At 48.5% G+C, this 22750-nt stretch carries 22 protein-coding genes; 1 reads left to right on the forward strand and 21 read right to left on the reverse strand.

Translation table 11 applies throughout. The annotated features are described in order from the left end of the window. Positions 1 to 151: 151 nt before the first annotated feature. On the reverse strand, positions 152 to 2032 hold the full coding sequence (gene htpG / locus NST07_RS19670; protein WP_342479984.1) for a molecular chaperone HtpG: 1881 nt from the start codon (positions 2030 to 2032) through the stop codon (positions 152 to 154). Between the two features lie 387 nt (positions 2033 to 2419). Further along, positions 2420 to 3316 carry a LysR family transcriptional regulator gene (locus tag NST07_RS19675; protein ID WP_341093931.1) on the reverse strand — a complete coding sequence of 299 codons (897 nt, stop codon included), beginning with the start codon at positions 3314 to 3316 and terminating at the stop codon, positions 2420 to 2422. 119 nt (positions 3317 to 3435) lie between these two features. Between NST07_RS19675 and dapA the strand changes: the two genes are divergently transcribed. Beyond that, positions 3436 to 4311, forward strand: coding sequence for a 4-hydroxy-tetrahydrodipicolinate synthase (gene dapA, locus NST07_RS19680; protein ID WP_341093933.1), 876 nt, complete (start codon positions 3436 to 3438; stop codon positions 4309 to 4311). A 111-nt stretch (positions 4312 to 4422) separates the two neighbouring features. On the opposite strand, the gene NST07_RS19685 is transcribed toward dapA, so the two are convergent. From NST07_RS19685 to NST07_RS19775, 19 genes are all read right to left on the reverse strand, one after another. Then, complete coding sequence (locus NST07_RS19685; RefSeq protein ID WP_341093934.1) at positions 4423 to 4836, reverse strand: VOC family protein; 414 nt, start codon at positions 4834 to 4836, stop codon at positions 4423 to 4425. Between the two features lie 45 nt (positions 4837 to 4881). After that, complete coding sequence (locus tag NST07_RS19690) at positions 4882 to 5265, reverse strand: nuclear transport factor 2 family protein (protein WP_341378925.1); 384 nt, start codon at positions 5263 to 5265, stop codon at positions 4882 to 4884. Between the two features lie 549 nt (positions 5266 to 5814). Beyond that, positions 5815 to 7323 (reverse strand): DEAD/DEAH box helicase, encoded by a 1509-nt coding sequence (locus NST07_RS19695; RefSeq protein ID WP_342479985.1) that lies wholly within the window; start codon positions 7321 to 7323, stop codon positions 5815 to 5817. 606 nt (positions 7324 to 7929) lie between these two features. Further along, entirely contained in the window at positions 7930 to 8502 is a 573-nt protein-coding gene (locus NST07_RS19700) for a phosphate propanoyltransferase (protein ID WP_341093937.1), read from the reverse strand. Positions 8503 to 8666: 164 nt separating this feature from the next. Beyond that, a complete protein-coding gene (locus NST07_RS19705) occupies positions 8667 to 9644 on the reverse strand; it encodes a membrane dipeptidase (protein WP_342479986.1) in 978 nt (325 codons plus the stop codon). A 165-nt stretch (positions 9645 to 9809) separates the two neighbouring features. Then, entirely contained in the window at positions 9810 to 10070 is a 261-nt protein-coding gene (locus NST07_RS19710) for a stage V sporulation protein S (protein ID WP_019910496.1), read from the reverse strand. A 200-nt stretch (positions 10071 to 10270) separates the two neighbouring features. After that, a complete protein-coding gene (locus NST07_RS19715) occupies positions 10271 to 11065 on the reverse strand; it encodes a TIGR00282 family metallophosphoesterase (RefSeq protein WP_038593324.1) in 795 nt (264 codons plus the stop codon). A 126-nt stretch (positions 11066 to 11191) separates the two neighbouring features. Continuing rightward, the gene (gene rny, locus NST07_RS19720; protein WP_038593326.1) at positions 11192 to 12733 is read right to left on the reverse strand and encodes a ribonuclease Y; all 1542 of its coding nucleotides are present in this window, start codon (positions 12731 to 12733) and stop codon (positions 11192 to 11194) included. 307 nt (positions 12734 to 13040) lie between these two features. Beyond that, the gene (locus tag NST07_RS19725; RefSeq protein WP_038593328.1) at positions 13041 to 13775 is read right to left on the reverse strand and encodes a RecX family transcriptional regulator; all 735 of its coding nucleotides are present in this window, start codon (positions 13773 to 13775) and stop codon (positions 13041 to 13043) included. Positions 13776 to 13889: 114 nt separating this feature from the next. Continuing rightward, positions 13890 to 14954 carry a recombinase RecA gene (recA, locus tag NST07_RS19730; protein ID WP_341093939.1) on the reverse strand — a complete coding sequence of 355 codons (1065 nt, stop codon included), beginning with the start codon at positions 14952 to 14954 and terminating at the stop codon, positions 13890 to 13892. Positions 14955 to 15251: 297 nt separating this feature from the next. Then, positions 15252 to 16541, reverse strand: a complete 1290-nt coding sequence (locus NST07_RS19735) for a competence/damage-inducible protein A (RefSeq protein WP_342479987.1) — start codon at positions 16539 to 16541, stop codon at positions 15252 to 15254. A gap of 46 nt (positions 16542 to 16587) precedes the next feature. Then, complete coding sequence (gene pgsA, locus NST07_RS19740; protein WP_038593337.1) at positions 16588 to 17175, reverse strand: CDP-diacylglycerol--glycerol-3-phosphate 3-phosphatidyltransferase; 588 nt, start codon at positions 17173 to 17175, stop codon at positions 16588 to 16590. Between the two features lie 150 nt (positions 17176 to 17325). Beyond that, positions 17326 to 17817, reverse strand: coding sequence for a YajQ family cyclic di-GMP-binding protein (locus tag NST07_RS19745; RefSeq protein WP_038593340.1), 492 nt, complete (start codon positions 17815 to 17817; stop codon positions 17326 to 17328). 208 nt (positions 17818 to 18025) lie between these two features. Then, complete coding sequence (locus tag NST07_RS19750; protein ID WP_341093941.1) at positions 18026 to 18187, reverse strand: hypothetical protein; 162 nt, start codon at positions 18185 to 18187, stop codon at positions 18026 to 18028. A gap of 83 nt (positions 18188 to 18270) precedes the next feature. Next, positions 18271 to 19251 (reverse strand): RodZ domain-containing protein, encoded by a 981-nt coding sequence (locus NST07_RS19755; RefSeq protein WP_342479988.1) that lies wholly within the window; start codon positions 19249 to 19251, stop codon positions 18271 to 18273. Between the two features lie 91 nt (positions 19252 to 19342). Continuing rightward, positions 19343 to 20110, reverse strand: a complete 768-nt coding sequence (locus NST07_RS19760) for a DUF3388 domain-containing protein (protein ID WP_038593346.1) — start codon at positions 20108 to 20110, stop codon at positions 19343 to 19345. 177 nt (positions 20111 to 20287) lie between these two features. Then, entirely contained in the window at positions 20288 to 20548 is a 261-nt protein-coding gene (locus tag NST07_RS19765) for a DUF3243 domain-containing protein (RefSeq protein WP_341093943.1), read from the reverse strand. Between the two features lie 153 nt (positions 20549 to 20701). Beyond that, positions 20702 to 21469 carry a 3-oxoacyl-ACP reductase FabG gene (gene fabG, locus NST07_RS19770; protein WP_038593352.1) on the reverse strand — a complete coding sequence of 256 codons (768 nt, stop codon included), beginning with the start codon at positions 21467 to 21469 and terminating at the stop codon, positions 20702 to 20704. Continuing rightward, positions 21469 to 22749 carry a pitrilysin family protein gene (locus NST07_RS19775; protein ID WP_341093944.1) on the reverse strand — a complete coding sequence of 427 codons (1281 nt, stop codon included), beginning with the start codon at positions 22747 to 22749 and terminating at the stop codon, positions 21469 to 21471. The genes fabG and NST07_RS19775 overlap by 1 nt, the downstream gene beginning before the upstream one ends. Between the last annotated feature and the right edge of the window lies 1 nt (position 22750).

The raw sequence follows: 22750 nt of genomic DNA on the forward strand, positions 1-22750 counted from the left end.
CGATTTCGCTTTAAATTGTAGCTCTCTTGAAGCAGGCCCTCAGGCCCCCACAAAAAAAGGAAGCCTCATCTTTACGATGAGACGTCCTCTCTCCGGGCAGCCGTTGGGCGAAGCATTTTAGTGATGCTCCAGTTCGGCAAATGCCGCCATTCTATACCATGATTTTGCAAATATCATTAGTGAACTGTACAGGATCATTAACCTGCAACCCCTCGATCAGCAGCGCCTGATTGTAGAGCAGGTTCGTGTAAAGGCCCAGCTTCTCCTGATCCCCTTCGGCAGCAGCCTTCAAGGACTTGAAGACATCGTGGTTAATATTGATTTCCAGTACCTTATCCGCCTGCACCTCTTGTCCGTTCGGCATCGCTTTGAGGATTTTTTCCATCTCGATGGTCAGCTCGCCTTCCGTGGACAGGCAGACCGGATGACTTTTCAGCCGTTTGGAGGCTTTGACTGCCTTCACTTTGCCTGACAGAATACCCTGCATCGCGTCGAACAGCCCTTTGTTCTCGTTCTCCTCTTCTTCCGAAGGCTTGTCAGCGGCATCCGCTTCAATCCCCAGATCACCGCTGGATACATTTTTGAATTCTTTTTCCTTATAGTTCATGATCATCTTGATGGCGAACTCATCAATATCATCAGTGAAGTAGAGCATTTCATAACCCTTGTCCAATACCATTTCAGTCTGTGGCAGCTTCTCGATCCGCTCTACCGATTCCCCGGAAGCATAATAGATATACTTCTGGTCTTCCGGCATTCTTTCCACGTATTCAGCCAGCGTAACCAGCTTCTTCTCCTTGGAGGAGTGGAACATCAGCAGGTCCTGGAGGGTTTCCTTTTCCATGCCATAGTCATTGTAGACTCCGAATTTAAGCTGTCTGCCAAAAGACTTGTAGAATGTCTCATATTTCTCTCTTTCATCCTTCAGCAGGCTCAGGAGCTGGCTCTTAATCTTGCTCTTGATGTTCTTGGCAATCAGGGTCAGCTGGCGGTCATGCTGCAGCAGCTCTCTGGAGATATTGAGCGACAGATCCTCGGAATCGACCATCCCTTTGACAAAGCTGAAGTAATCCGGCAGCAGATCCCCGCATTTGTTCATAATCAGCACACCGTTGGAGTACAGCTCAAGACCTTTTTCATACTCCTTGGTGTAATAATCAAACGGTGTATTTTCCGGAATGAACAGGATCGCATTATAGACTACAGCACCATCGGCACTGATATGGATATTCTTCAGCGGTTTATCGAAGCCGTAGCGTTTCTCGGCATAGAAGTTGTCATAGTCCTCTGTGGTCAGCTCGTTTTTGTTCTTGCGCCAGATCGGCACCATGCTGTTCACAGTCTGCTCTTCTTTGGTTTCCTCGAACTCGCCTTCGCTGCCTCCCTTAGGCTGTCTGCCGGTAATATCCATCTTGATCGGGAAACGGATAAAGTCAGAATATTTCTTGATGATGGATTTCAGGCGGTATTCTTCCAGGAACTCATCGTAATTGTCTTCTTCACTGTTCTCTTTAATCTTCAAAATAATCTCGGTGCCGACGGCATCCTTCTCGTACGGTTCGATTGTATATCCATCCGCGCCCTGGGACTCCCATTTGTACGCCTGGTCGCTGCCCAGCGCCTTGCTGATTACAGTAACATCGTCCGCTACCATAAATGCAGAGTAGAACCCGACACCGAACTGGCCGATAATATTGTGGCCGTCCTTCGACTCGTTGTCCTTTTTGAATGCAAAAGAGCCGCTGTTCGCGATAATCCCCAGGTTGTTCTCCAATTCTTCCTGTGTCATCCCGATCCCTGTATCAGAGATGGTCAACGTGCGGCTGTCCTTGTCGGCAGTGACTTTAATGAAATAATCCTCTTTATTGAACACCAGCGCATCGTCTGCCAGCGCTTTGTAATAGATTTTATCAATGGCATCGCTTGCGTTGGAGATCAGCTCCCGCAGGAAAATTTCCCGCTGTGTATAAATGGAGTTAATCATCATCTCTAGTAGTCTCTTCGATTCGGCTTTAAACTCTTTTTTGGCCATGAATAAAATAATCTCCTTTCAAAAATAACTCTTCTGTTTGCTCTCTGGAAATTAGCACTCCACTCGAATGAGTGCTAACACTTCCTTTTATATACCATATTCTCGTTTTTGATGTCAATATCTTGCTGCATACTATTTAGATTGAACTTATATTCTTTTATTTTGGGATTGGCCGTGACTCCAGAGAATGTTTGGACTTCCGGCCGCTGTTAGGTTTGGATTTCTTGAATTAACCACGAATCGCAGTAGAAATCCAAACCTAAAAGCGGACGCTGTCGCTCCTCCAGTTCCAAAATTCCCCTCCGCCACTTTTCCCTACATGTAATTCTCAAGTTCAATCTATATAGCCCATTAAAAATCCACTTAACTGTCGTTCATCCGAGCATTTCACAGCGCCACCGTCTTCGCCTTTGCATCTGCCAGCAGCATCTGAATCAGCGATTGCAGCGGCAGTGATTTCCACTTCTTGGGATGGAGCAGCAGCTGCAGATCAAAATGAATTTCCGGATGGGCAAAAGACAGCTCCGCCAGGTTCCCCCGCTCGATCTCCTCCTCGGCGACGATTCTTGGCAGCAAGGCTATGCCCAGCCCGTTGCGTACGCAACGCTTGATCGCCTCCAGATTCGACAGCTCAAAGCCGATGCGGAAAATAATCCCGTGCTCCCGCAGCAGATTCTCGAACAGGCTGCGGTAAATGCAGCTCTCCTCGGAAACGATCAGCTCACAGTTGTTCAGATCCTGCAGTGTCACGTCCGCAAGTTGGGCCAGCGGATGGGTGGCAGGTGCAACCAGCACCAGGGGCTCATCTCTGATGATCGTCCGCTCAAGCACGGAGTCATTGGCATTCCGGTCCAGCATTAAGCCGATGTCCACTTCACCGTCCCGGATCTTCGCCACCAGATTGGCTTCCTGCTCGGTCTGCAGATGAATGTTCAGTCCGGGAAAAGTCGTGCGCAGCTGCTGCAGGAACGGCGGCAAATAAAACGCAGCCAAGGAATCAATGGTCCCGATCGTCAGCGTCCCGCCAATTTGCTGGGCGATCGTTTCCTTGGAACGGTCATACAAATCCAGAATCTCCACAAACAGCTTCAACAGCTCTTCTCCAGGTGGAGTCAGGCGCAACGCACGTCCATGCCGCTCTATCAGTGGAACCCCGTATTCCTTCTCAATCTTCTGAATCTGCATCGTCACACTGGACTGCGCATAGCCCAGCTCTTCAGCCGCGCGGGTAAAGCTCTGCCGTTTCGCGACTTCGCGGAAGGTCCGCATATATGTTAAATCCATAACCTCACCCTAACATCAATATTATTGATAACCCACATCATTTATTATAGCTAACGCCGATGGAATATTCCATGCTACAGTAAGATAAAAGGATTTCAACATTTTGGAGGACGATATTCATGTTAACAGAAGAACAGATTTATGGAATCTATGTTCCCGTGGTAACCCCGTTCAATACAGCTGGCGAGATTGATCTGGAATCATATCAGCGTTATGTGAACAACATCATCAAGAACAATATTCATGGTCTGGTCGTCAATGGAACCACTGGAGAATCGCCGACAGTCAACATACAGGAATTACAGACTCTCGTGGATGCATCACGGGAATTATTGAAATCGAGCCCGGTTCCGCTGGTGGTCGGCACAGGCACTAATGATACGGCCTCCACTATAGCCCGCACAGAGCTGGCTGCCGATTCAGGTGCTGATGCTGTACTCGTGGTTGTCCCTTATTACAGCCGCCCTTCCCAGCAAGGCATTATTGAGCATTTCCGCAAAGCCGCCGAAGTGGGCATTCCGGTCATCGCCTATGATATCCCGGGCCGCGCCGGAGTCGGCATGTCGGTTGATACCGCACGCACCATCCTTGAGATGAATAACGTAGTAGGTTTAAAAGACTGCTCCGGCTCTCCGCTGCTAGTCTCCGAGCTGTCCCGGCTGGGATCGAAGCCGGTGCTGTGCGGCGACGACCTGCAGTTCCTGCATATGCTGGGCTGCGGAGCCGCCGGGGGCATGCTGGCCTCGGCCAACGTGCATACCGCGAAGTTCCTCGGTATCTACGAGCAGTTCAAAGCCGGGCAGACCGCTGAAGCTACAGCAGCGTTCGACCAGCTGCTGCCGCTGATGAAGCTGCTCTTCAAGGAGTCCAATCCGGCTCCGATCAAATGGCTGCTTAGCGCCTACGGAGAGATTTCCTCTGATACGCTCCGCTTGCCGATGACCTCGATCAGCTCTGAGCTGCGTGAGGAACTGGGGGCTTATCTGGCCGGATAACACCTGAATCCATAACCGGATATTTACGCATAACAACAACCGCTACGGTGCAGTCACAGACTGTCCAAGGCGGTTGTTGTTATGACTACCATTTTCAGCGTAATCTAGGTATTATTGATTATCCGCTGCAACCGGATTCACCGCAAAAATAGAATGAATGTTGTCTTCCGGATCTGCGAAGAAGCCCGTGGTATGCCCCCAAGACATCGGCTTCGGTGCAGTGATCCCTGTAGCCCCTTTTGAAATAAGCTCCTCATACATCGTGTGAACAGCCTCCGGTGAATCACATTCGAAGTTAAGCTCGAAGGCTTGCCCTTTACGCTCTTCTATAAAGGAATAATGACCGTTTGTGTTATCCGCCATCAATGGTGTTGAACAAATCGCAAGCCGTATGCCGCCATTTACAAATTCAGCATAATGGTTTTCTTCAACAACGGTCTTAAATCCGAGTACATCACGATAAAAGCTAGTCAATCTAGGAACATCATGCGCCAAAACCGTAATTCCTTCTAATTTCAATCTCATACTCCCAATTCCACCTTTTCAGAGATATCAACTGTTTTATAATCTTTAACCATAATCTTCAATCAATGCTATTTTTCCATTTTTAATTTCAAATACCGACTTCCCTTTTAGTTGAAGTGTATCTCCAGTCTTTAATCCATTTGGTAAATCAACAGCCAGTATTGCTTCATAATCAACTTGTATTTCTATTCTGTCATCTACAGCGCTGTAATGGGTAATGGTCTGACGACGATTAGAGAAAACCTGTGAAGACTTTTCTGCCAGTTCTTTAAACTCTTGAATTCCCCTGGTCTCTGTCGTGATTTCACCATTGGAAACATCTTTAAACAAAATATCAGCATCTACAAGTCTAACCATGCCCTCGACATCAAACGCATTGTAGGCCTCAACATAATTATCAATGATTGCTTGGTTTTCTCCACTAATCATAGTCATACTCCTCTCTTAGATTGTACTCTAATCCATATTCTTCAGATTGGGTAGTTTTCCCTTTATTTGCTGTGTCGTGAAGCTTTCGAACCGGATAGCTAGCTGCCTGTACTCCTGCGATACCAATATAAAAGCTGTTCGGAGAAAATAAAGTATTAGACTGCCGCTGTTTTTGTGTAACTGACGAGACTCGCAAGCTTAGCAACAAATTTACTCAGCTTCACTTAGAACCATCTTTAAAATGAAAATGTTCATGGTGGATCCCGTCCATACCAACCAATTCACCACTCTTTTTATGATAGTATGCGAAGCTATTATTTATCGGCATTCGAAGTAATTGATAATTATCAGACGACGAAAATTCCCCAAACAAATTCATTTATCACATTGCTCACCTCATTACACTTGATACTACCCCTTACTTTTCTCTATATCAGGAGCTCCTCTTTTATTCCAGTTTAGCTTACAGCTTCGAAAAGCAGAACTCATAACGCACAAAAAACAGCCTCCCGCTCAGGGAAGGCTGCTGTCTAATCTATGAGCATCCGTTTATTGCGATCTGCCCGCTTTGGCTGCAGGTCTGCCGCCTGGGCGGTTGCTGTGGTTGTTACCGGGTCTGCCGCCTGGGCGGCTGCTAGCACTTGCTCCGCTGCCGTTCCCTCCGCTTACTCTGCCGCTAGAACCAGCTCCACTGGCCGAAGCGCTCCCGGGTCTTGCACCCGCTCCTGCTTGATGAGCCGTTTCTCCGTTCGGTCTGCCGCCCTGGCCGCTGTTCTTGCTTCCGCCGGAAGTGCTGCCTGAACGGTTGCCCTGTGTGAACCATTCCGACTTTGGCTTGCGTGCCGGATTGGTCTTCGCCTTGGCTGCCGGCTTCGCAGGAGCTTTTGCCGGGCGTTCATTCAGCAGAGCCTGTGCGCTCTTAGACATCGGATACGCATGGTCCTTAACTTCAGGGATCGTCTTGCCGATCAGCTTCTGAATATCCTTGAGGTACGGGATCTCTTCGGCCTCACAGAGAGAGATGGCGATTCCGCTCATACCGGCACGGCCCGTACGGCCGATCCGGTGGACATAAGTTTCCGGAATGTTCGGCAGATTGAAGTTGATGACATGCGACAGCTCGTCAATATCAATCCCCCGGGCGGCAATGTCTGTAGCAACAAGCACGCGGGTAGCTCCGCTTTTGAAGTTGCGCAGCGCATTTTGCCGGTCATTCTGGGATTTGTTGCCGTGAATCGCTTGAGCAGTTATATTAATCCGCGTCAAATCACGGGTAACCCGGTCAGCACCGCGTTTGGTGCGGGTAAAGACCAGTGCCGAGACAATCGATTTGTCCTGAAGAAGGCGGTTTAATTGATTCTGCTTGTTGCCGTTCTCCAGCAGATAGATCGACTGCTCAATTCTGTCCACGGTGGAGGAAACTGGCGTAATCTCGATTTTCACGGGGTTTACCAGCAGTGTTTTGATCAAATTCGAAATTTCTGTCGGCATCGTAGCCGAGAAAAATAATATTTGTTTTTTGCTTGGCATTTTGGCGATAATCCGCTTCACATCATGAATGAAGCCCATGTCCAGCATGCGGTCCGCTTCATCTAGTACAAGAATCTGCACATACTGCAGATCAACATGCTTCTGGGTAATCAGGTCGATGAGCCGGCCTGGCGTGGCAATCAGGATATCCGCACCCTGGCTTAATGCCCGCTCCTGAGCTTTTTGCGATACACCGCCAACAATAGCTGTTGAACGGATACTGGTGAATTTGCTGTAGGCCTGAATATTTTCCGAGATTTGCAGTGCAAGCTCTCTTGTCGGTGTGAGAATCAGCGAACGAATCCGGCGTCTGCCGCCGGTTGCAGAAGGCTGCTGGCTTAGCAGCTGAATAATCGGCAAGGAAAAAGCGGCTGTTTTGCCTGTTCCGGTCTGTGCGCAGCCGAGAACGTCTCTGCCGGCCAAAGCCGCGGGAATAGACTCCTCCTGGATAGGGGTGGGTGATGTATAATTTTCTTGGCTTAACGCCTTGAGGATCGCTGGGATCAAATTCAAATCATTAAAAGTCATGTTGTCTCCTTAATTTTAAATACATATATTATCAATCAGGTAACTGCTGTACCTTGTTTGCAGCGTCTCCACATAGCGCTCATCAAAGTCATAACACATAATGATAACACAAATTGAACAATAAGAGAAACATCATCGGAAATTTTTTACGTTAGTCCTAGTGTAACCGTCGTCCATTCCTTTCACGCCTCCTATTCCATCAGCAAAGCAGGGTTGTTCAGATTTGGTTTAGATTGCTGGTGTACAGTAATTATGCAAATCACAAATGACGCAAAGGAGCGCTTTGAATCATGGGTAAAAAAAGAACAGCAAATCCATCATTATGCACAATCCCCAACTGTTCAGCGAGACATTATGCCAAGGGCTATTGCAAGAAGCACTATAGCTATATGTGGTACAAAAACCGCGCCGCTGCCAAACTCAGCAAGACTTTGCTCGAAGAACGCAGCCCGTAGGAACCATCGTAAGCACTGCAGCTATATCAAAATAACCACTTTCTCATCTCACTACCCTCAACTCCAGGCATCATCCTAAACCCATAAGATAACAGAACATAAAAAAGCGGAGGATGGCTCCTCCGCGTCTTGACCTACTTATAAATAAATACTAATCTACAATTTCAGCTGTGTCGCCGTTGTTAGCACCTGCAGCATTGGCTTCGTCGGTGTCGATATGCATATCAAGCGCAAATTTGTCCGATACGCGGGCAAGAACATTTTCCAGTACCAGGCCGCGTTCGCCGCCCAAACGTACTTTTAGAAGCTGCTTGTCGGCGATGCCCCAAGCTTCTGCTTCAGAAGTGTGGAAGTGAATGTGACGTGCAGCAATAATTACGCCAGTCTCCAGTTCTACTTCACCGGCTGGTCCCTTAAGGGTAATGCCCGGTGTGCCTTCGATATGTCCGGATTCACGGACAGGTGCTTTCACGCCGAGGCTGAAAGAATCTGTGCGGGAAATCTCCAGCTGTGATGCCGGACGGACAGGTCCTAGAATTCTTACTTTGTCGAATTTACCTTTGGTGCCGATTACTGCTACTTGCTCGTTAGCTGCAAATTGTCCGTGTTGGGAGAGTGGTTTGAACTCAGTCAGTTGATAACCTGCGCCAAATAACGCTTCCACATGCTCTTGCGTAAGGTGAATATGTCTAGCCGACACACCTACGGGTACAGTCTTGCTCATTGTAAAGTCACTCCTTGTATTTTCTCTAGTATCTGTACAAGCCATTGAACATTATACCTCTTATTACCCAAAAATAAAAAGACCCTCTGCACAATGAGAGTCCCTTTTTCGACATTTTGAGCTTTCGAAGCTGGATTGTCACGATTTTGTCATGTTCTGCAACTTTATGGTATTTTATGGTCGTTTAGTTTTGGCGGCAAATGCAGGCTTAAAAAACTCCAAGCATTTTCGTACAGCCACCCCTTCACTTGATCCTCCGGATAGTAGCGGAGCAGCAGCTCAGCAAACTCGGCGTATTTCCCAGGATGCTCCAGTCCCTCTACCCAGACATCAATCCCGTCAAAATCGGAACCAAACATCAGCTGCCTTGTCCCCCCCAGGCTGCAGACATGATCGATATGCCTTAGAAGATCATCAGCTTTGGCGCCGCCTCCATTTTTAACAAACCATGGAACAAAGGTAAGTCCCATCCGGCCGTCCATGGCAATCAACGCTTTGATCTGTTCATCGCTCAGATTACGCGGATGGCCGCACACAACTGTGGCGTTGGAGTGGGAGGCGATAAACGGACGCTTGCTCCGCTCAGCCAACTCCCAGAAGCCTGCCGGGGCCAAATGAGACACATCCAGCAGCATACCGCTGCTGTTACACCACTCGATCAGCTCCCGGCCTTTTTCGGTAAATCCTCCATTCCGCTGTTCCAGTACGCCATCCGCTGCCCAGTTCGCATAGTTCCAGGTGACTCCAAGGAAGCGCACACCGAGATCGAAACACAACTGAGCATAGAATAGATTCCCCTCCAGACCGTCTACGCCTTCCAGAGACAGCAGCCCCCATCTGGGGGGCACTCTAACCAGTTCCACTGCTTCCTCCTTCCAGCGCAGCCACTGTAGGCCTCCTGAGCCTAGTACTTTGCCCTGGAATAGCTCAATTTGTCCCAGCACACTTTCAAAACTAGGTCTCCCTCTAACCATAGACAGATAAATCGCAAAAACTTGCAGGCCGACGCCACCCGCTGCAAGCCGTTCTGCAGTTACATCAAGCCGGCTGTCCTTGTCGAAATTAAGATGGGGGGAAGCCTGCAGTTTGCTCAGAACATCACAATGAAAATCCGCCACCCGTAGTTGCTCCGCTCTTCCCATGAGATCGGCCTCACTTTCTTACTTGTCATCCAGTTGCCGCGCCACTTCGCATCCAGCGCTCCTGCTTATAGTTTATGCAGAGGATGACCCGCACTTCACCTGCACAGCAAAAAACCTGTTTACATAGGTAAACAGGTTCATCCCGTAAGTTCTGGCATTCATTAATTATCTAGGCTCTACAATGAGTTTAATCGCCGTCCGATCCTCTCCATCAATCACTATGTCAGTAAATGCTGGAATGCAGATCAAGTCGACACCGCTTGGCGCGACAAATCCCCGGGCGATGGCAACTGCTTTGACTGCTTGGTTCAGTGCTCCTGCTCCAATAGCTTGTAGCTCGGCCGATCCACGTTCACGAAGAACACCCGCTAGTGCGCCGGCAACGGAATTCGGATTGGATTTAGCTGATACTTTTAATACATCCATAGTAAGTACCTCCCCTGGGAAAATGATGGTGTTCTTCCACTACTGTAGATGTTATTCGCGAGAGAAGAAATAATTCCTTCTTTTTGCGGACTACTCCGGAGAAAATGGTACAAAAGATACTCTTTTCCGATATAAAAAATATCACACTTTACCCAAAATCAGCGATTATTCCCGAAAAGCCTAATTCCTTGATGCCCTCATTAACTCATTACCCATTCATCTTCACGCAGCCGAATCTTCTCCAGACGTGTTGCCTTGCCCGTAGCCTCGTCAATCTCTGCGAATAAACCGTGCAACTGCCATTTACCTTCGTCAACCACAAATCTGGCCGGAAGCTGGGTAGTAAACTTATAGAGGACCGCATCCTTTTCCATACCCAAAATCCCTTCTCTTGAACCAACCATGCCGGCATCCGTCAGATAAGCAGTGCCTCCCGGCAGGATAACATCGTCATTGCTCTGCACATGTGTATGGGTACCTACAACAATGGAAGCATGCCCGTCCATAAAATAGCCCATGGCGATCTTCTCGGATGTAGCCTCAGCGTGAAAATCCACCAGAATACACTTGTGATTCCGGCGCAGCTCGTCCACAATCTCTTCGCCCACCCGAAACGGATCATCAATTGCCGGCAAAAAGGTCCGTCCTTGCAAATTGACAATCGCCAGCTCTTTGCCATTGCCTTTAATAATCGTATATCCTCTGCCAGGTGTTCCTGCAGGGAAATTAGCCGGGCGGATGATCCGGGGCTCGTCGTCGATAAATTCGAAGATGTCCTTGTTATCCCATGTATGATTGCCCATTGTAATGCCATGAACGCCCCAGTTGAAAAATTCATTGGCAATAGCGGATGTAATACCCCTTCCCGCTGCGGCATTTTCTCCGTTCGCAATGATTATATGCGGCTGGTATTTGTTCTTCAGCGAAGGCAGCATTTCGCGCAGCGCTTTTCTGCCAGTATTGCCTACAATATCACCTATAAATAAAACTTTAATGTTGTTCTCCTCCTAAAAGTTTTAATGGGTTAATCCGTGCTGAATGTTCTTCGTACACATCCGGCTTCGTAAGCATATATTCTGTATGAAAGAAAAAAGGCCCCGCAGGGGGGCCGATTTCCTTGCTTATTTAGCGTATTCAACAGCCCGTGTCTCGCGGATTACGGTAACCTTGATATGACCCGGATAATCCAGTTCACTCTCGATCATCTTCGTAATATCGCGGGCCAGACGGAATGCTTCCGCATCGTCGATCTTCTCAGGCTGCACCATCACACGAACCTCGCGGCCCGCTTGAATGGCGTAGGACTTCTCGACGCCGTCGAAGCTTTCGGAGATTTCCTCCAGCTTTTCCAGACGTTTGATATACGTTTCCAGTGTCTCACGGCGTGCGCCAGGGCGTGCAGCCGACAAGGCGTCAGCAGCTCCAACCAGCATGGCAATAACCGAAGTAGCTTCGCAGTCACCGTGATGAGACGCGATACTGTTGATAACAACCGGATGCTCCTTGTATTTCTTCGCCAGTTCGACGCCAATCTCGACGTGCGAACCTTCCACTTCATGATCCAGCGCTTTGCCGATATCATGCAGCAGACCAGCACGTTTAGCAAGCACGATGTCTTCCCCAAGCTCACCGGCCATAAGTCCAGTCAAATAAGCAACCTCCATGGAGTGCTTGAGTACATTTTGACCGTAGCTCGTACGGAATTTCAGACGGCCCAGAATTTTGATCAGATCCGGATGCAATCCGTGAACGCCAACCTCGAAGGTAGCCTGTTCACCGTATTCGCGAATCCGCTCATCCACTTCTTTGCGGGATTTCTCCACCATCTCTTCAATCCGTGCCGGATGGATACGTCCATCAGCGACCAGCTTCTCAAGTGCCGTACGGGCCACTTCGCGGCGAATTGGATCAAAGCCCGACAAAATAACAGCTTCCGGCGTATCATCAATAATGAGATCAATACCAGTTAGAGTTTCCAGTGCACGGATGTTGCGGCCTTCACGGCCGATAATCCGGCCCTTCATTTCTTCATTCGGCAATGTAACTACTGACACGGTTGTTTCCGCCACATGATCAGCTGCACAGCGCTGAATAGCCAGTGTAATGATTTCGCGGGCTTTCTTGTCCGCTTCCTCTTTGGCCTGCTGTTCAATTTCCTTAATCATCTGAGCGGTCTCGTGGCGAACTTCCTGTTCTACATTGCTAAGAATGATACTTCTGGCATCATCGATGCTCAAATTGGAAATGCGTTCCAGTTCAGTGACCTGGTTCTTGTAAATTACATCAATTTGCTGTTGTGTTTCGTCAATTCGTTTCTCTTTGTTAGCTACTTGTTCTTCTTTTCGTTCAAGCGATTCCATTTTTTTATCCAGTGATTCTTCCTTTTGCAGCAAACGTCTCTCTTGCCGTTGGATTTCATTCCGACGTTCACGAGTTTCTTTCTCAGCTTCAGTACGGATTCTGTGGACTTCGTCCTTAGCTTCGAGTACCGTTTCCTTCTTCAGCGCCTCCGCCTCTTTCTTCGCGTTCTCCACGATGACTACGGCTTCTTTCTCTGCGCTTGAAATCTTAGCTTCTGCAAGGGATTTACGAATAAAATAACCGAATCCAAAGAATAATGCAGCTACAACGAGAACGATTATGACCCAGATTGCAGTTACCATCTGTTCACCTCCTCGTTGGTTCCTCCAAGGGAAATGCCTTGGGAATTGTGCAGTTGTTAAACTATCCGTTCATCACCATACAAAAAACCGGTAATACACCGATTGCCATACTGCACATGCTGCACATGCACACTGCCCGCCTTATCCGGCGATTACATTTCATATGAGTTGTACGCGAACCGGTACATAAGAGTCTGCTTTTTGGGAAGGAAAAAGGATTCTTAGTTTATGCCGATTCATGTTATATTTTATTATTTATAAAAAGACCTTGTCAAGAGAGTCGATAACCGCATTTAAGTCAAGAGAATCAGTCAGGGAAGTAAATCTCCTCTTCTTCACCCTCAAAATCCTCTTCCTGGCGTAAAACATTCAGTACCTGCCGTACCATTTCACCGGAATATCCGCGCCGCATGAGGAAGGCTCCGGTCTTTCTGCGCTTGTCATTAACGTCTCCGCGAATCAGATTCCATTTCTTGCGCCCTGTCTGCAGAGCACTCTCCAGTTCCTGTTCCGGAGAGATATTCTCCAGCGCTTCCGAGATCAGCGACTTGTCGATTCCTTTCTCCCGCAGCTCCTGACGGATCCATAGCTTGCCCTTACGCTGGTTTGCAATGCGTTGTTCCGCCCACTGCTTGGCATACAAGGGATCATCAAGGAAACGCTCTTGCTGCAACCGCAGCAGCACCTCGGCAATAATAGTCTCTCCTATTTCTTTCTCACGTAAACGACGGGCCATTTCCTGAGACGTCCGAGGCTTTCGTTCCAAATACCGCAGTCCCTCTACATAAGCACGCTGCCGTTCATCCGCAACAACAATTTCCACCAGATCTTCCTTCATGAACGAACTGCCGGTGATCATCCGATATTTAATCATGACATCTTCATGAACAGTCATGTTATATGCGCCGAAATGAATAATGTAACGGTGATCGGACTTCTTCTGCCGCTCAACCCGTGTGATGACAAGCAGCTCGCCTTCAGGGAAATTGTCCAGCGGTTGTTCTTCCTGTTCTTCCGGTTCAGGGTTCAATTGTATTACCATGGCTGTCTGTCACCTCATAGCTATTGATTCTTATACTCTTCTGATCTTATGAAAAAGCACCCTGTTAAGATCATTCACAGGGCGCCTAATACCTTATATATTATTCACTTAAATTTATTCGATTTCGAGCAGCAAGTTTTCTTCTTCCTCTTGCTCTGCAGCAACCTCAGATTCACTCGGAGCCGCTACAATCGTCGACAAATTGCTGGCTTCACGAATCTTATTCTCGATCACCAGAGCAATGTCCTGATGCTCTTTCAGGAACTGCTTGGAATTCTCACGACCTTGGCCTAAACGTTCACCCTCGTAGGAATACCAGGCACCGCTCTTGTTAACGATATCCATCTCAGTACCGATATCAACAAGGCTTCCCTCTCTGGAAATACCCTCACCGTACATAATATCAACATCAGCCTGCTTGAACGGAGGTGCAACCTTGTTCTTCACGACCTTGATCTTCGTACGGTTACCGACAACATCATTTCCCATCTTAATGCTCTCTACGCGGCGCACATCAAGCCGAACGGAAGAGTAGAATTTCAATGCCCGGCCGCCTGGAGTTGTTTCCGGGTTACCGAACATAACGCCAATTTTCTCACGGAGCTGGTTAATGAAGATGGCAATTGTATTCGACTTGTTGATCGCTCCGGACAGCTTACGTAAAGCTTGAGACATCAGACGTGCCTGCAAGCCAACGTGGGAATCTCCCATATCGCCTTCAATTTCCGCTTTCGGCACCAGTGCCGCTACGGAGTCCACGACGATAATGTCTACTGCGCCACTGCGGACGAGCGCTTCGGCGATTTCCAGTGCCTGTTCGCCTGTATCCGGCTGGGAGAGCAGCAGCTCATCAATGTTTACGCCGAGAGCATTAGCATACTTAGGGTCAAGCGCATGCTCTGCATCGATGAAAGCAGCTTGTCCACCAAGCTTCTGAACTTCTGCAATCGCATGTAGAGCAACAGTCGTCTTACCGGAAGATTCCGGTCCGTATACTTCAATAATGCGTCCTTTAGGAAGTCCGCCAATACCTAAAGCAATATCAAGTGCTAAGGAGCCGCTAGGTACGACTTCGACTTTCATATGCGAGGATTCTCCCAGTTTCATGATCGAACCTTTACCGAATTGTTTTTCTATTTGACGAAGCGCCATATCAAGCGCTGCACGACGATCTGACAATCAGACCACTTCCTTCACTGTTTATAGTAATATAATAACGTGTTTTGGAGGTCTTGCCAAGCTTTTTTTCGAACATACATTCGTTTTTTTTGTCTTCCGGGAGAATACTCCCTTTTATTGTAAGCCTCCTTCCGGATGTTGAATTCAATACAAATCCTTCAGTCACCGGAAATCAACGGCCTATGCTCGCAGGAGCTCCGCTGTAGTCCACGGCGCCGCATAAAACAAAAAACCGCAGCAGAGAGTTCTCAGTGCTACGGTTCTTCCGTATATACAATTATATACCGTCTTAGCAGGTTATTGCAAGGCTGATCCATCCGGCGGAGTAGCCACCTTGCGCTCCTCGAGCCTGCGCCAGAGACGGTATAATAGCGCTTTGACTGAACGCAGCCGGATGTTCTCACGCGTCCCTTTGAGATTGAGCTCATACACCTCAGTCTTTTGCCCCCGTTCGGCTAAGCCGACATAGACAAGCCCTACCGGCTTGCGTTCGGAATAGCCGGGACCGGCAACGCCTGTAACTGATAACCCGAAATCACTGTCCCCTATCATTCTTACCTGTTCCGCCAGCACCTCAGCCACTTCGCGGCTGACCGCTCCGGCAGCATCAGGACCCTCAAGAAGAGCAGCAGGCACATTCAGCAGCTTCTTCTTCATGTCATTGGAATAGCAAACTATACCCCCATTGAACATGGTTGCGCTGCCCGGAATATTCGTGATGCTCTCCATCAGCAAACCGCCTGTACAGCTCTCTGCGGCGCTTAAGGTCAGTCCGGCATCTGCCATCCAATCGACAATAAGCTGTTCCAGCGGCACATCTATATTGGCATACATATGCTCCGGCAGAATATCCTTGATTGTCTTCTCCAACACATCCAGCTTCTCCATGGCACTGTGTTCAGAAGTCGCTTTGGTAGAGATGCGGACCGTCACTTCCCCTTCCTTGGCATAAGGAGCGATAGTTGGATCAGTCTGACTCCGGATCAAATCGATCAATTTGTCCTCCAGCAGCGACTCGCCGATGCCGGCAAATTTGAGCATTTTGGAGTAAATCGGCATTTCGTCTGTCAGTGCGTGCTGCAGCAGCCATGGTTTAGCCTTGTCCGTAAACATTGGCTTCATCTCACGCGGCGGGCCTGGAAGCACGATATAATACTTCTCTTCATGGGCGAACGCGATCCCGACAGCAAGGCCGATTTCATTGGAAAGCGGCGTAGTTCCTTCAATAATAAGTGCCTGCTTACGGTTGTTCTCTGTCATCACAATTTTTCGGTCATCAAAAAAACGCTGTACATGATCCATCGCAAGCGGGTCGATATAAAGCGAACGGCCCAGCGTTAACGCCAGTGCGTCTTTGGTCAGGTCATCTTCGGTCGGACCGATTCCACCGGTGAACAAAATGACATCTGCACGGCTCTTTGCAATCTCTGTTGCTTCCTGAATACGGCCGCTGTTATCCCCGACCACAGTTTGAAAATATACATCAATTCCCATCGCGGCCAGCTCTACAGATAAGAACTGGGCATTGCTGTTCACGATTTGTCCAAGTAAAAGCTCCGTCCCGACGGCAATTATTTCCGCTTTCATAGCTGGCTTTCTCCTCCTGGTTATAAAGTGGATGGGTGATTAAGTTCTAAGCATCATGAAGTTGGAGCAGATCCTTGTTCTTCACGAAATAATCAATCCCCGAATAAATAGTGATGAGCGCAGCGGCCCAAATGGCAATATCATCAAGAGGGATACTGACGAACTGGAAGGGAAAGTTGTTGAGCAGCAGAAGGGAAATGGCGACAATCTGCACGACTGTCTTTATCTTGCCCCATTTGCTGGCGGCAACCACTTTGCCTTCGAGCAGCGCTACCTGGCGCAGCCCGGTTACGGCGAACTCACGGCTGATAATCACAATGGCGATCCATGAATCGCATCTTCCCAGCTCAACCAGAGAAATCAGCACCGCAGAAACCAGCAGCTTGTCCGCCAGCGGGTCGAGCAGCTTGCCGAGATTAGTGACCATGTTATATTTCCGGGCTATATAGCCGTCTATACCGTCCGTGCTGGCCGCGAGCAGGAAGATTACAGCCGCGATCAGATGATTAATTGAAAGCTGGAACGAGCCCCAATGTAAAGGCTCCGGATAAAATCTGAAATCCACCAGCAAAAAAAACATCATAATCGGGATAAGGCAAATGCGGGCTAGCGTGATGCGGTTGGGCAAATTCACTGAAGTTCCTCCCCTGATCGTTACGAATCCGAAATTCCACTATTTTCTTCAAAACTGCTTAAGCAAGTATATTATAGCTATATGTACGTGTCAAAAAAACAGAAAGCACCCCGCAAAAACCGGTGCGTAAGCACTGCGGGGTACAAAAGCTTACTTTAAATTGTTAAACTGCAAATCCAGCGGCAAATCGGCTTTGCGCAAAATCTGAATAATTTGCTGCAAATCATCGCGGCTTTTGCCGGTAACGCGGATTTGATCTCCCTGAATCTGACTCTTCACCTTCAGCTTGGAATCCCGGATCAGAATATTGATTTTCTTGGCGTTCTCCTGATCGATTCCCTGCTTAAGGCCAAGACGCTGGCGCACTGTCCCAAGGGAAGCCGGTTCGACTTTTCCGAAATCCAGATTCTTGAGGGTAATCCCACGTTTGACCATCTTGGATTGCAAAATATCAATGACTGCGCCCAGCTTATACTCGTCCTCTGAGGCGATCATAAGCGCATCCTTTTCCAGCTTCAGGCTGCTTTTGCTGTTCTTGAAGTCAAACCGGTTATCAATCTCCTTCTCGGTCTGGTGAACAGCATTGGTCAATTCCTGCATATCCATTTTGGATACAATGTCAAATGAACTTTCTGAACTCATGAATCCACGTCCTTTGCTAACAATTATTCTGCTCCTATTATATGAGAAAGGGCTTCTTAAGTCTAATTATGGCAAGAATAAGGCACCCGCACCCCCGCATGCAAAACAGCCCCACAGATGTGGAGCCAAGTGCAAGCCTTTGATAATCAAAGGCTAAAAACACGCCCCCCGGCAATAACTACTGCCGGGAGACGTTCATACAGCGGCTTTATCTGCTGCGAGCGGGAGACCGAAACATATCCAGAATCCCCAGCACAATATGTGCCAGTCCGAAGCCAAGAATTCCATAGCCCCAGGCGCTCGGCGTCAAGTAATAACCGAGGAGACTGACGATAATGCCCAGCCCTGTTACAATCCAGCTAACGGTCATGAGAGTATACACCTCACTTTGGCGTAAGAACTGTAAATCACTCTTATATTCTCCAAAAAGCCAAAGTCTATACGTGGTTACCTTTATTGACCTGAATTGCTATTCTGGCTAGTAACGCTGTCCTGTGACTCATCTGTGTTTCCGGATTCACTGTCGGCTGAAGTGCCCTCATCCAGTTCAAGCAGAATGCGGGAGGAGGTTTTGCCGTCAGTGATCACTTGTCCGTTAACAGTAATATTTGTAGCTGGCGAGTAACCGGATTTAATATAGATCCCTTCACTGCCGAGTGTAAAGCTCTTATTCTCACCGGCAGCAGTGTTGCCAAAGCTGAGCTTCTCACCTTTGGAATTTTCACCCTTGTAAACTTCAAGCCAGCTTACACCGGTTGCTGCAATCTCAACCTGCACAGCGCTTCCGGAAGGAGCAGAAACTTTGTAAATCGTCGTTTTGCCCGATTTACGGTCCTGTGTGACCGTAACCGCCTGAGAGCTTGGTGAAGGAACTGGTGTAGCCGTCGGAGTCACAGTAGCCGTTGCAGTCGCTTCAGGGCTACCTGCTGATTCCGAAGGAGACACCACTCCGCCCCCGACCGCTGTCGGGGAAGGCTGATTCTTAGAAGGATCCTTTTGTTCGTTGGTCAAATTCTCGGGAGCAGCATTTTCAGGATCAGCTTTGTTCATATTCGAAGAAGCGTACAAATAAATTACTACAATAATCAATATAGGGAAGGTCCACATCAGGACTGTCGGAAGCCACTTCGCATTCCGTTCCGTTTCAGGTCTGCGGCTGCGCTTCTGAATCACGGTCTCCATCGTTGTTGTTTCTACCGGGGCAGCCGGGACATTGCCATGCTCTTCCATGAGCTCGTCCGGGTTCACACCCACTGCCTCAGCGTAGGTTTTGATAAACGCCCGAACATAGAAGCTCCCGGGAAGCACTTTATAGTCACCCGCCTCGATGGCTTCTAAATATTTTTTTCGAATCTTTGTTACTTCCTGGACATCGTCAAGACTCATCCCTTTTTGCAGACGAGCCTCCTTCAAATGCCGGCCCAGTTCCGACATGCCATCACCTCCTAAAAGTTTTGTCAGCATTTGCTTTCTTGAAGAGCATCGTACAAAACCCGCTTCGAAAGCATCCGCTTTGTTTTATATTCTAAAGATCATCACTGTAGCTTGTCGTAAACGACTCGTACAATATCTCTTCGTTCGGCATATTGCGCAGCTCAATAATGATATCAAAATCATCAAAGGTATATTCGGATTCCCGCACAAAAATATCCGGATGCTCAATTACTTTTGTGCTGGGCATACTCATCACATTCTGAAGCAGATTATAATGCTTCTCATTGGAGCGGATCGTGCTTACAATCCCGTCAATAATAAAGACATTATGAGGGTTCATCTCATCCTCAGCCAGCTGGCTGCGGACCGTTTGCCGCAAAAGCGTCGAAGAAACAAATGTCCAGCGCTTCATGGCGCAGACACTACCGGCGATAATAGACTCCGTCTTGCCGACGCGGGGCATTCCCCGTAGTCCTATAACCTGATTCCCTTCCCTTTTAAACAGTTCGCCGAGGAAATCCACGAGCAGTCCCAGTTCATCCCGGGTAAAACGGAACGTCTTGCGGTCATCCGAATCGCGGTCAATATATCGTCCATGCCGGACAGCCAGCTTATCCACAAGCCGTGGAGAACGCAGCGCCGTAACCGTAATATTATCTACTTTTTTGAGCATTTCACCCATCAGCATAATCTTCTCGTCATCGTTTGTTTCCAGGAGCATTCCGCGCGTCTTGCCTTCCACACCGTTGATAGTCAGGATGTTGACTTCAAGCATTCCGAGCATAGAAGCGATATCTCCAAGCAGACCAGGTCTGTTCTTATGTATCTTGTACTCCATATACCATTGTTTATATTCCACTTGTTACACCTCATAGATTCCTTTTCCCTGCACTTTGCCATACATTAAAAAAACCTGCTTCGGCAAGCGTTCTGAAACACGGGTCATGTTAATGATATATAAAATGAAATTGAAAGGCAAGGACACTACTGTAATAATTGCAGAAAAGCTCCCGCGAGGGGAGCTTGTTCCGCATGCCTATGCGTTTTTCTTCGCCAGCTTGACCATGAGGGAAGCAATGGTATGCTTCTCATCGTCTGTACCGACATCCCACAGCTCTTTGATTGCCCGGTTGGAATAGTTTCCCGGATCGACTTTCTTATCAAGGAATTCCCCGATTTCGAAAGCCAGCTTGGAAATGGTATCTTCGCTCATCCCCATTTTTTCAGCCTGAATGACCCGTTCACCCAAAAAGCTTTTCCAGGTATCAAAGTTTTTCACTACGGTTTCTGTTGACATCTTAAATCCTCCTTCATGTTTACGGTCCGCCCGCCTTGTTCAGGTGACAGCCGCCTTACGTGAGATTTAAAAGCAACAGTTATAATATGTCTCGGGCGGTACGTTTTTATGCTGGAGCATTTCTCCAAGCCTCCACGCCAGTAACCGGATTCATCAGGTGATCCATCCGCCGTTCGGACTGATTACCTGGCCGGTAATGTACCCGGATTCAGGCAAGGCGAGAAAATAAACAAGCGAGGCGATTTCATGAGGGGAAGCCAGTCGTCCCGCAGGAATCTCTTCCTCAAGCATCCGCATCTCATCCTCCTGCAGATTGGCCAGCATGGCCGTATGGACAGCACCGGGAGCCACGGCATTCACCGTGACTCCTGAGGGTGCCAGCTCTTTGGATAATGCCTTAGTGAAGGCATTCACCCCACCCTTGCTGGCGGAGTAGGCAACCTCGCAGGAAGCGCCTGAGATGCCCCAAACGGAGGAGACATTAATAATCCGCCCATACCGCTGGCTGACCATATAAGGCATAAAAATCTGGCTGCACAAAAAAGTGCCTTTCAGATTCACCGCCATAATATCGTCCCACTCTTCCTCCGTCACATCAGCCAGCATGCCATAATGTGCTTTTCCGGCGTTATTAACCAGAATATCCGGCTGCATTCCGCTGCTTTCCAGCTTTTCTGCCATGCGGACAAGCTGGCTGCGGTCCTTCATATCAGCGGTCACAGTCAACACCTTGGACCCCAGCGCCATACAGCGCCGGGCCACATCATTCGCCGCTTCGTGCGAGTTCATATAATGAATAACAATGTTCATCCCCACGGAAGCAAAACGTTCGGCGATGGCCCCGCCAATTCCTCCGCTGCCTCCAGTGACAAGCACGGTCATTTCTCCTATAGGCTTGCTGCCCTCTCCCGATAACGCCATTAAGGACTCACCACAAGCGACACAGCGAGTTGTTCCCAGTCTACATGATCACGCAAGCGGGCATTGACCTCATCCAGCGTAATGGATTCATAAAGCGGCAGCACTTCAAACAAATCGCCGCCTCTAAACTGGTAGCGTGTGAATTCGTGAGCAATGCTCTCCGGCGAGTTCAGCATGCGCAGATAGCCGCCGATTTTCTTTTTGCGCGCCCGCTCGAAATCCTTCTCGGCGAAGCCAGTCTTCAGAATAACACTGATTTCTTCCTTCAACCTGCTGATGAGCCGATCCGGATCCTTCGTATCGCCGCCAATCGCCGAGAACGCGTACTGCGGTGAGCTGTTGAATTCATGTCCGAAGCTGTCGGAGATCAGTTCCTCGTCATAGAGCTTCTGGTACAGCGTCGTACTGCTGCCCAGCAACAGATCCAGCATTAGCTTAGTGGTCAGATCACGGCGGACTGCCGCTTCACCGGTGAGGCCTTCTACCTTCTCTTTAAAGCCGAAGAGACATTTCGGCATAGATACGGCGAGACGGCTTTCCTTATGTTTCTCTGCAACATGAACGGGCTCCTCTTCAAAAATACGCGAGATTTCACCCTGCTTTTCGTATGATTTACCGGCCTGGTTGCTGCGGATCAGCTCGAATACCTTCTCCGGTTCTACGCCGCCGACTACAAACAGCAGCATATTGCTGGGATGATAAAAGGAATTGTAGCAGGTGTACAGTGTTTCTTTGGTAATGGTGGCAATTGATTCGATCGTTCCGGCGATATCGATATGTACCGGATGTTTGGCGTACATGGCCTCAATCAAACCAAAATAGACGCGCCAATCCGGATTATCCGCGTACATATTGATTTCCTGGCCGATAATTCCTTTTTCCTTTTCGACATTCTCGTCGGTGAAATAAGGCCGCTGTACAAAATCAACGAGGGTACTGAGATTGGTCTCAATATTTTCTGTGGCCGAAAAAAGATACACTGTCTGGTCAAAGCTCGTGAAAGCATTTGCCGACGCACCGTTAGAAGCAAAGGTGGCAAAAATGTCACCTTCCGGCTCTTCGAACATTTTATGCTCCAGAAAGTGGGCAATACCGTCAGGGACAGTGGTTTCTTCACCGCCGGCAACTTTGAAGTGATTGTCCACAGAGCCATATTTAGTGGCGAAGGTGGCATAGGTTTTCTGGAAAGCGGGCTTAGGAAGCACATAGACCTGCAGACCGTTATCCATAACCTCGTGGTACAGTGTTTCTTGAAGTCTTTCGTAATGAATCTGTTTCACC

The organism is Paenibacillus sp. FSL L8-0340 (genome assembly GCF_038593145.1).
In the GTDB taxonomy this organism is placed as follows: Bacteria; Bacillota; Bacilli; order Paenibacillales; family Paenibacillaceae; genus Paenibacillus_AQ.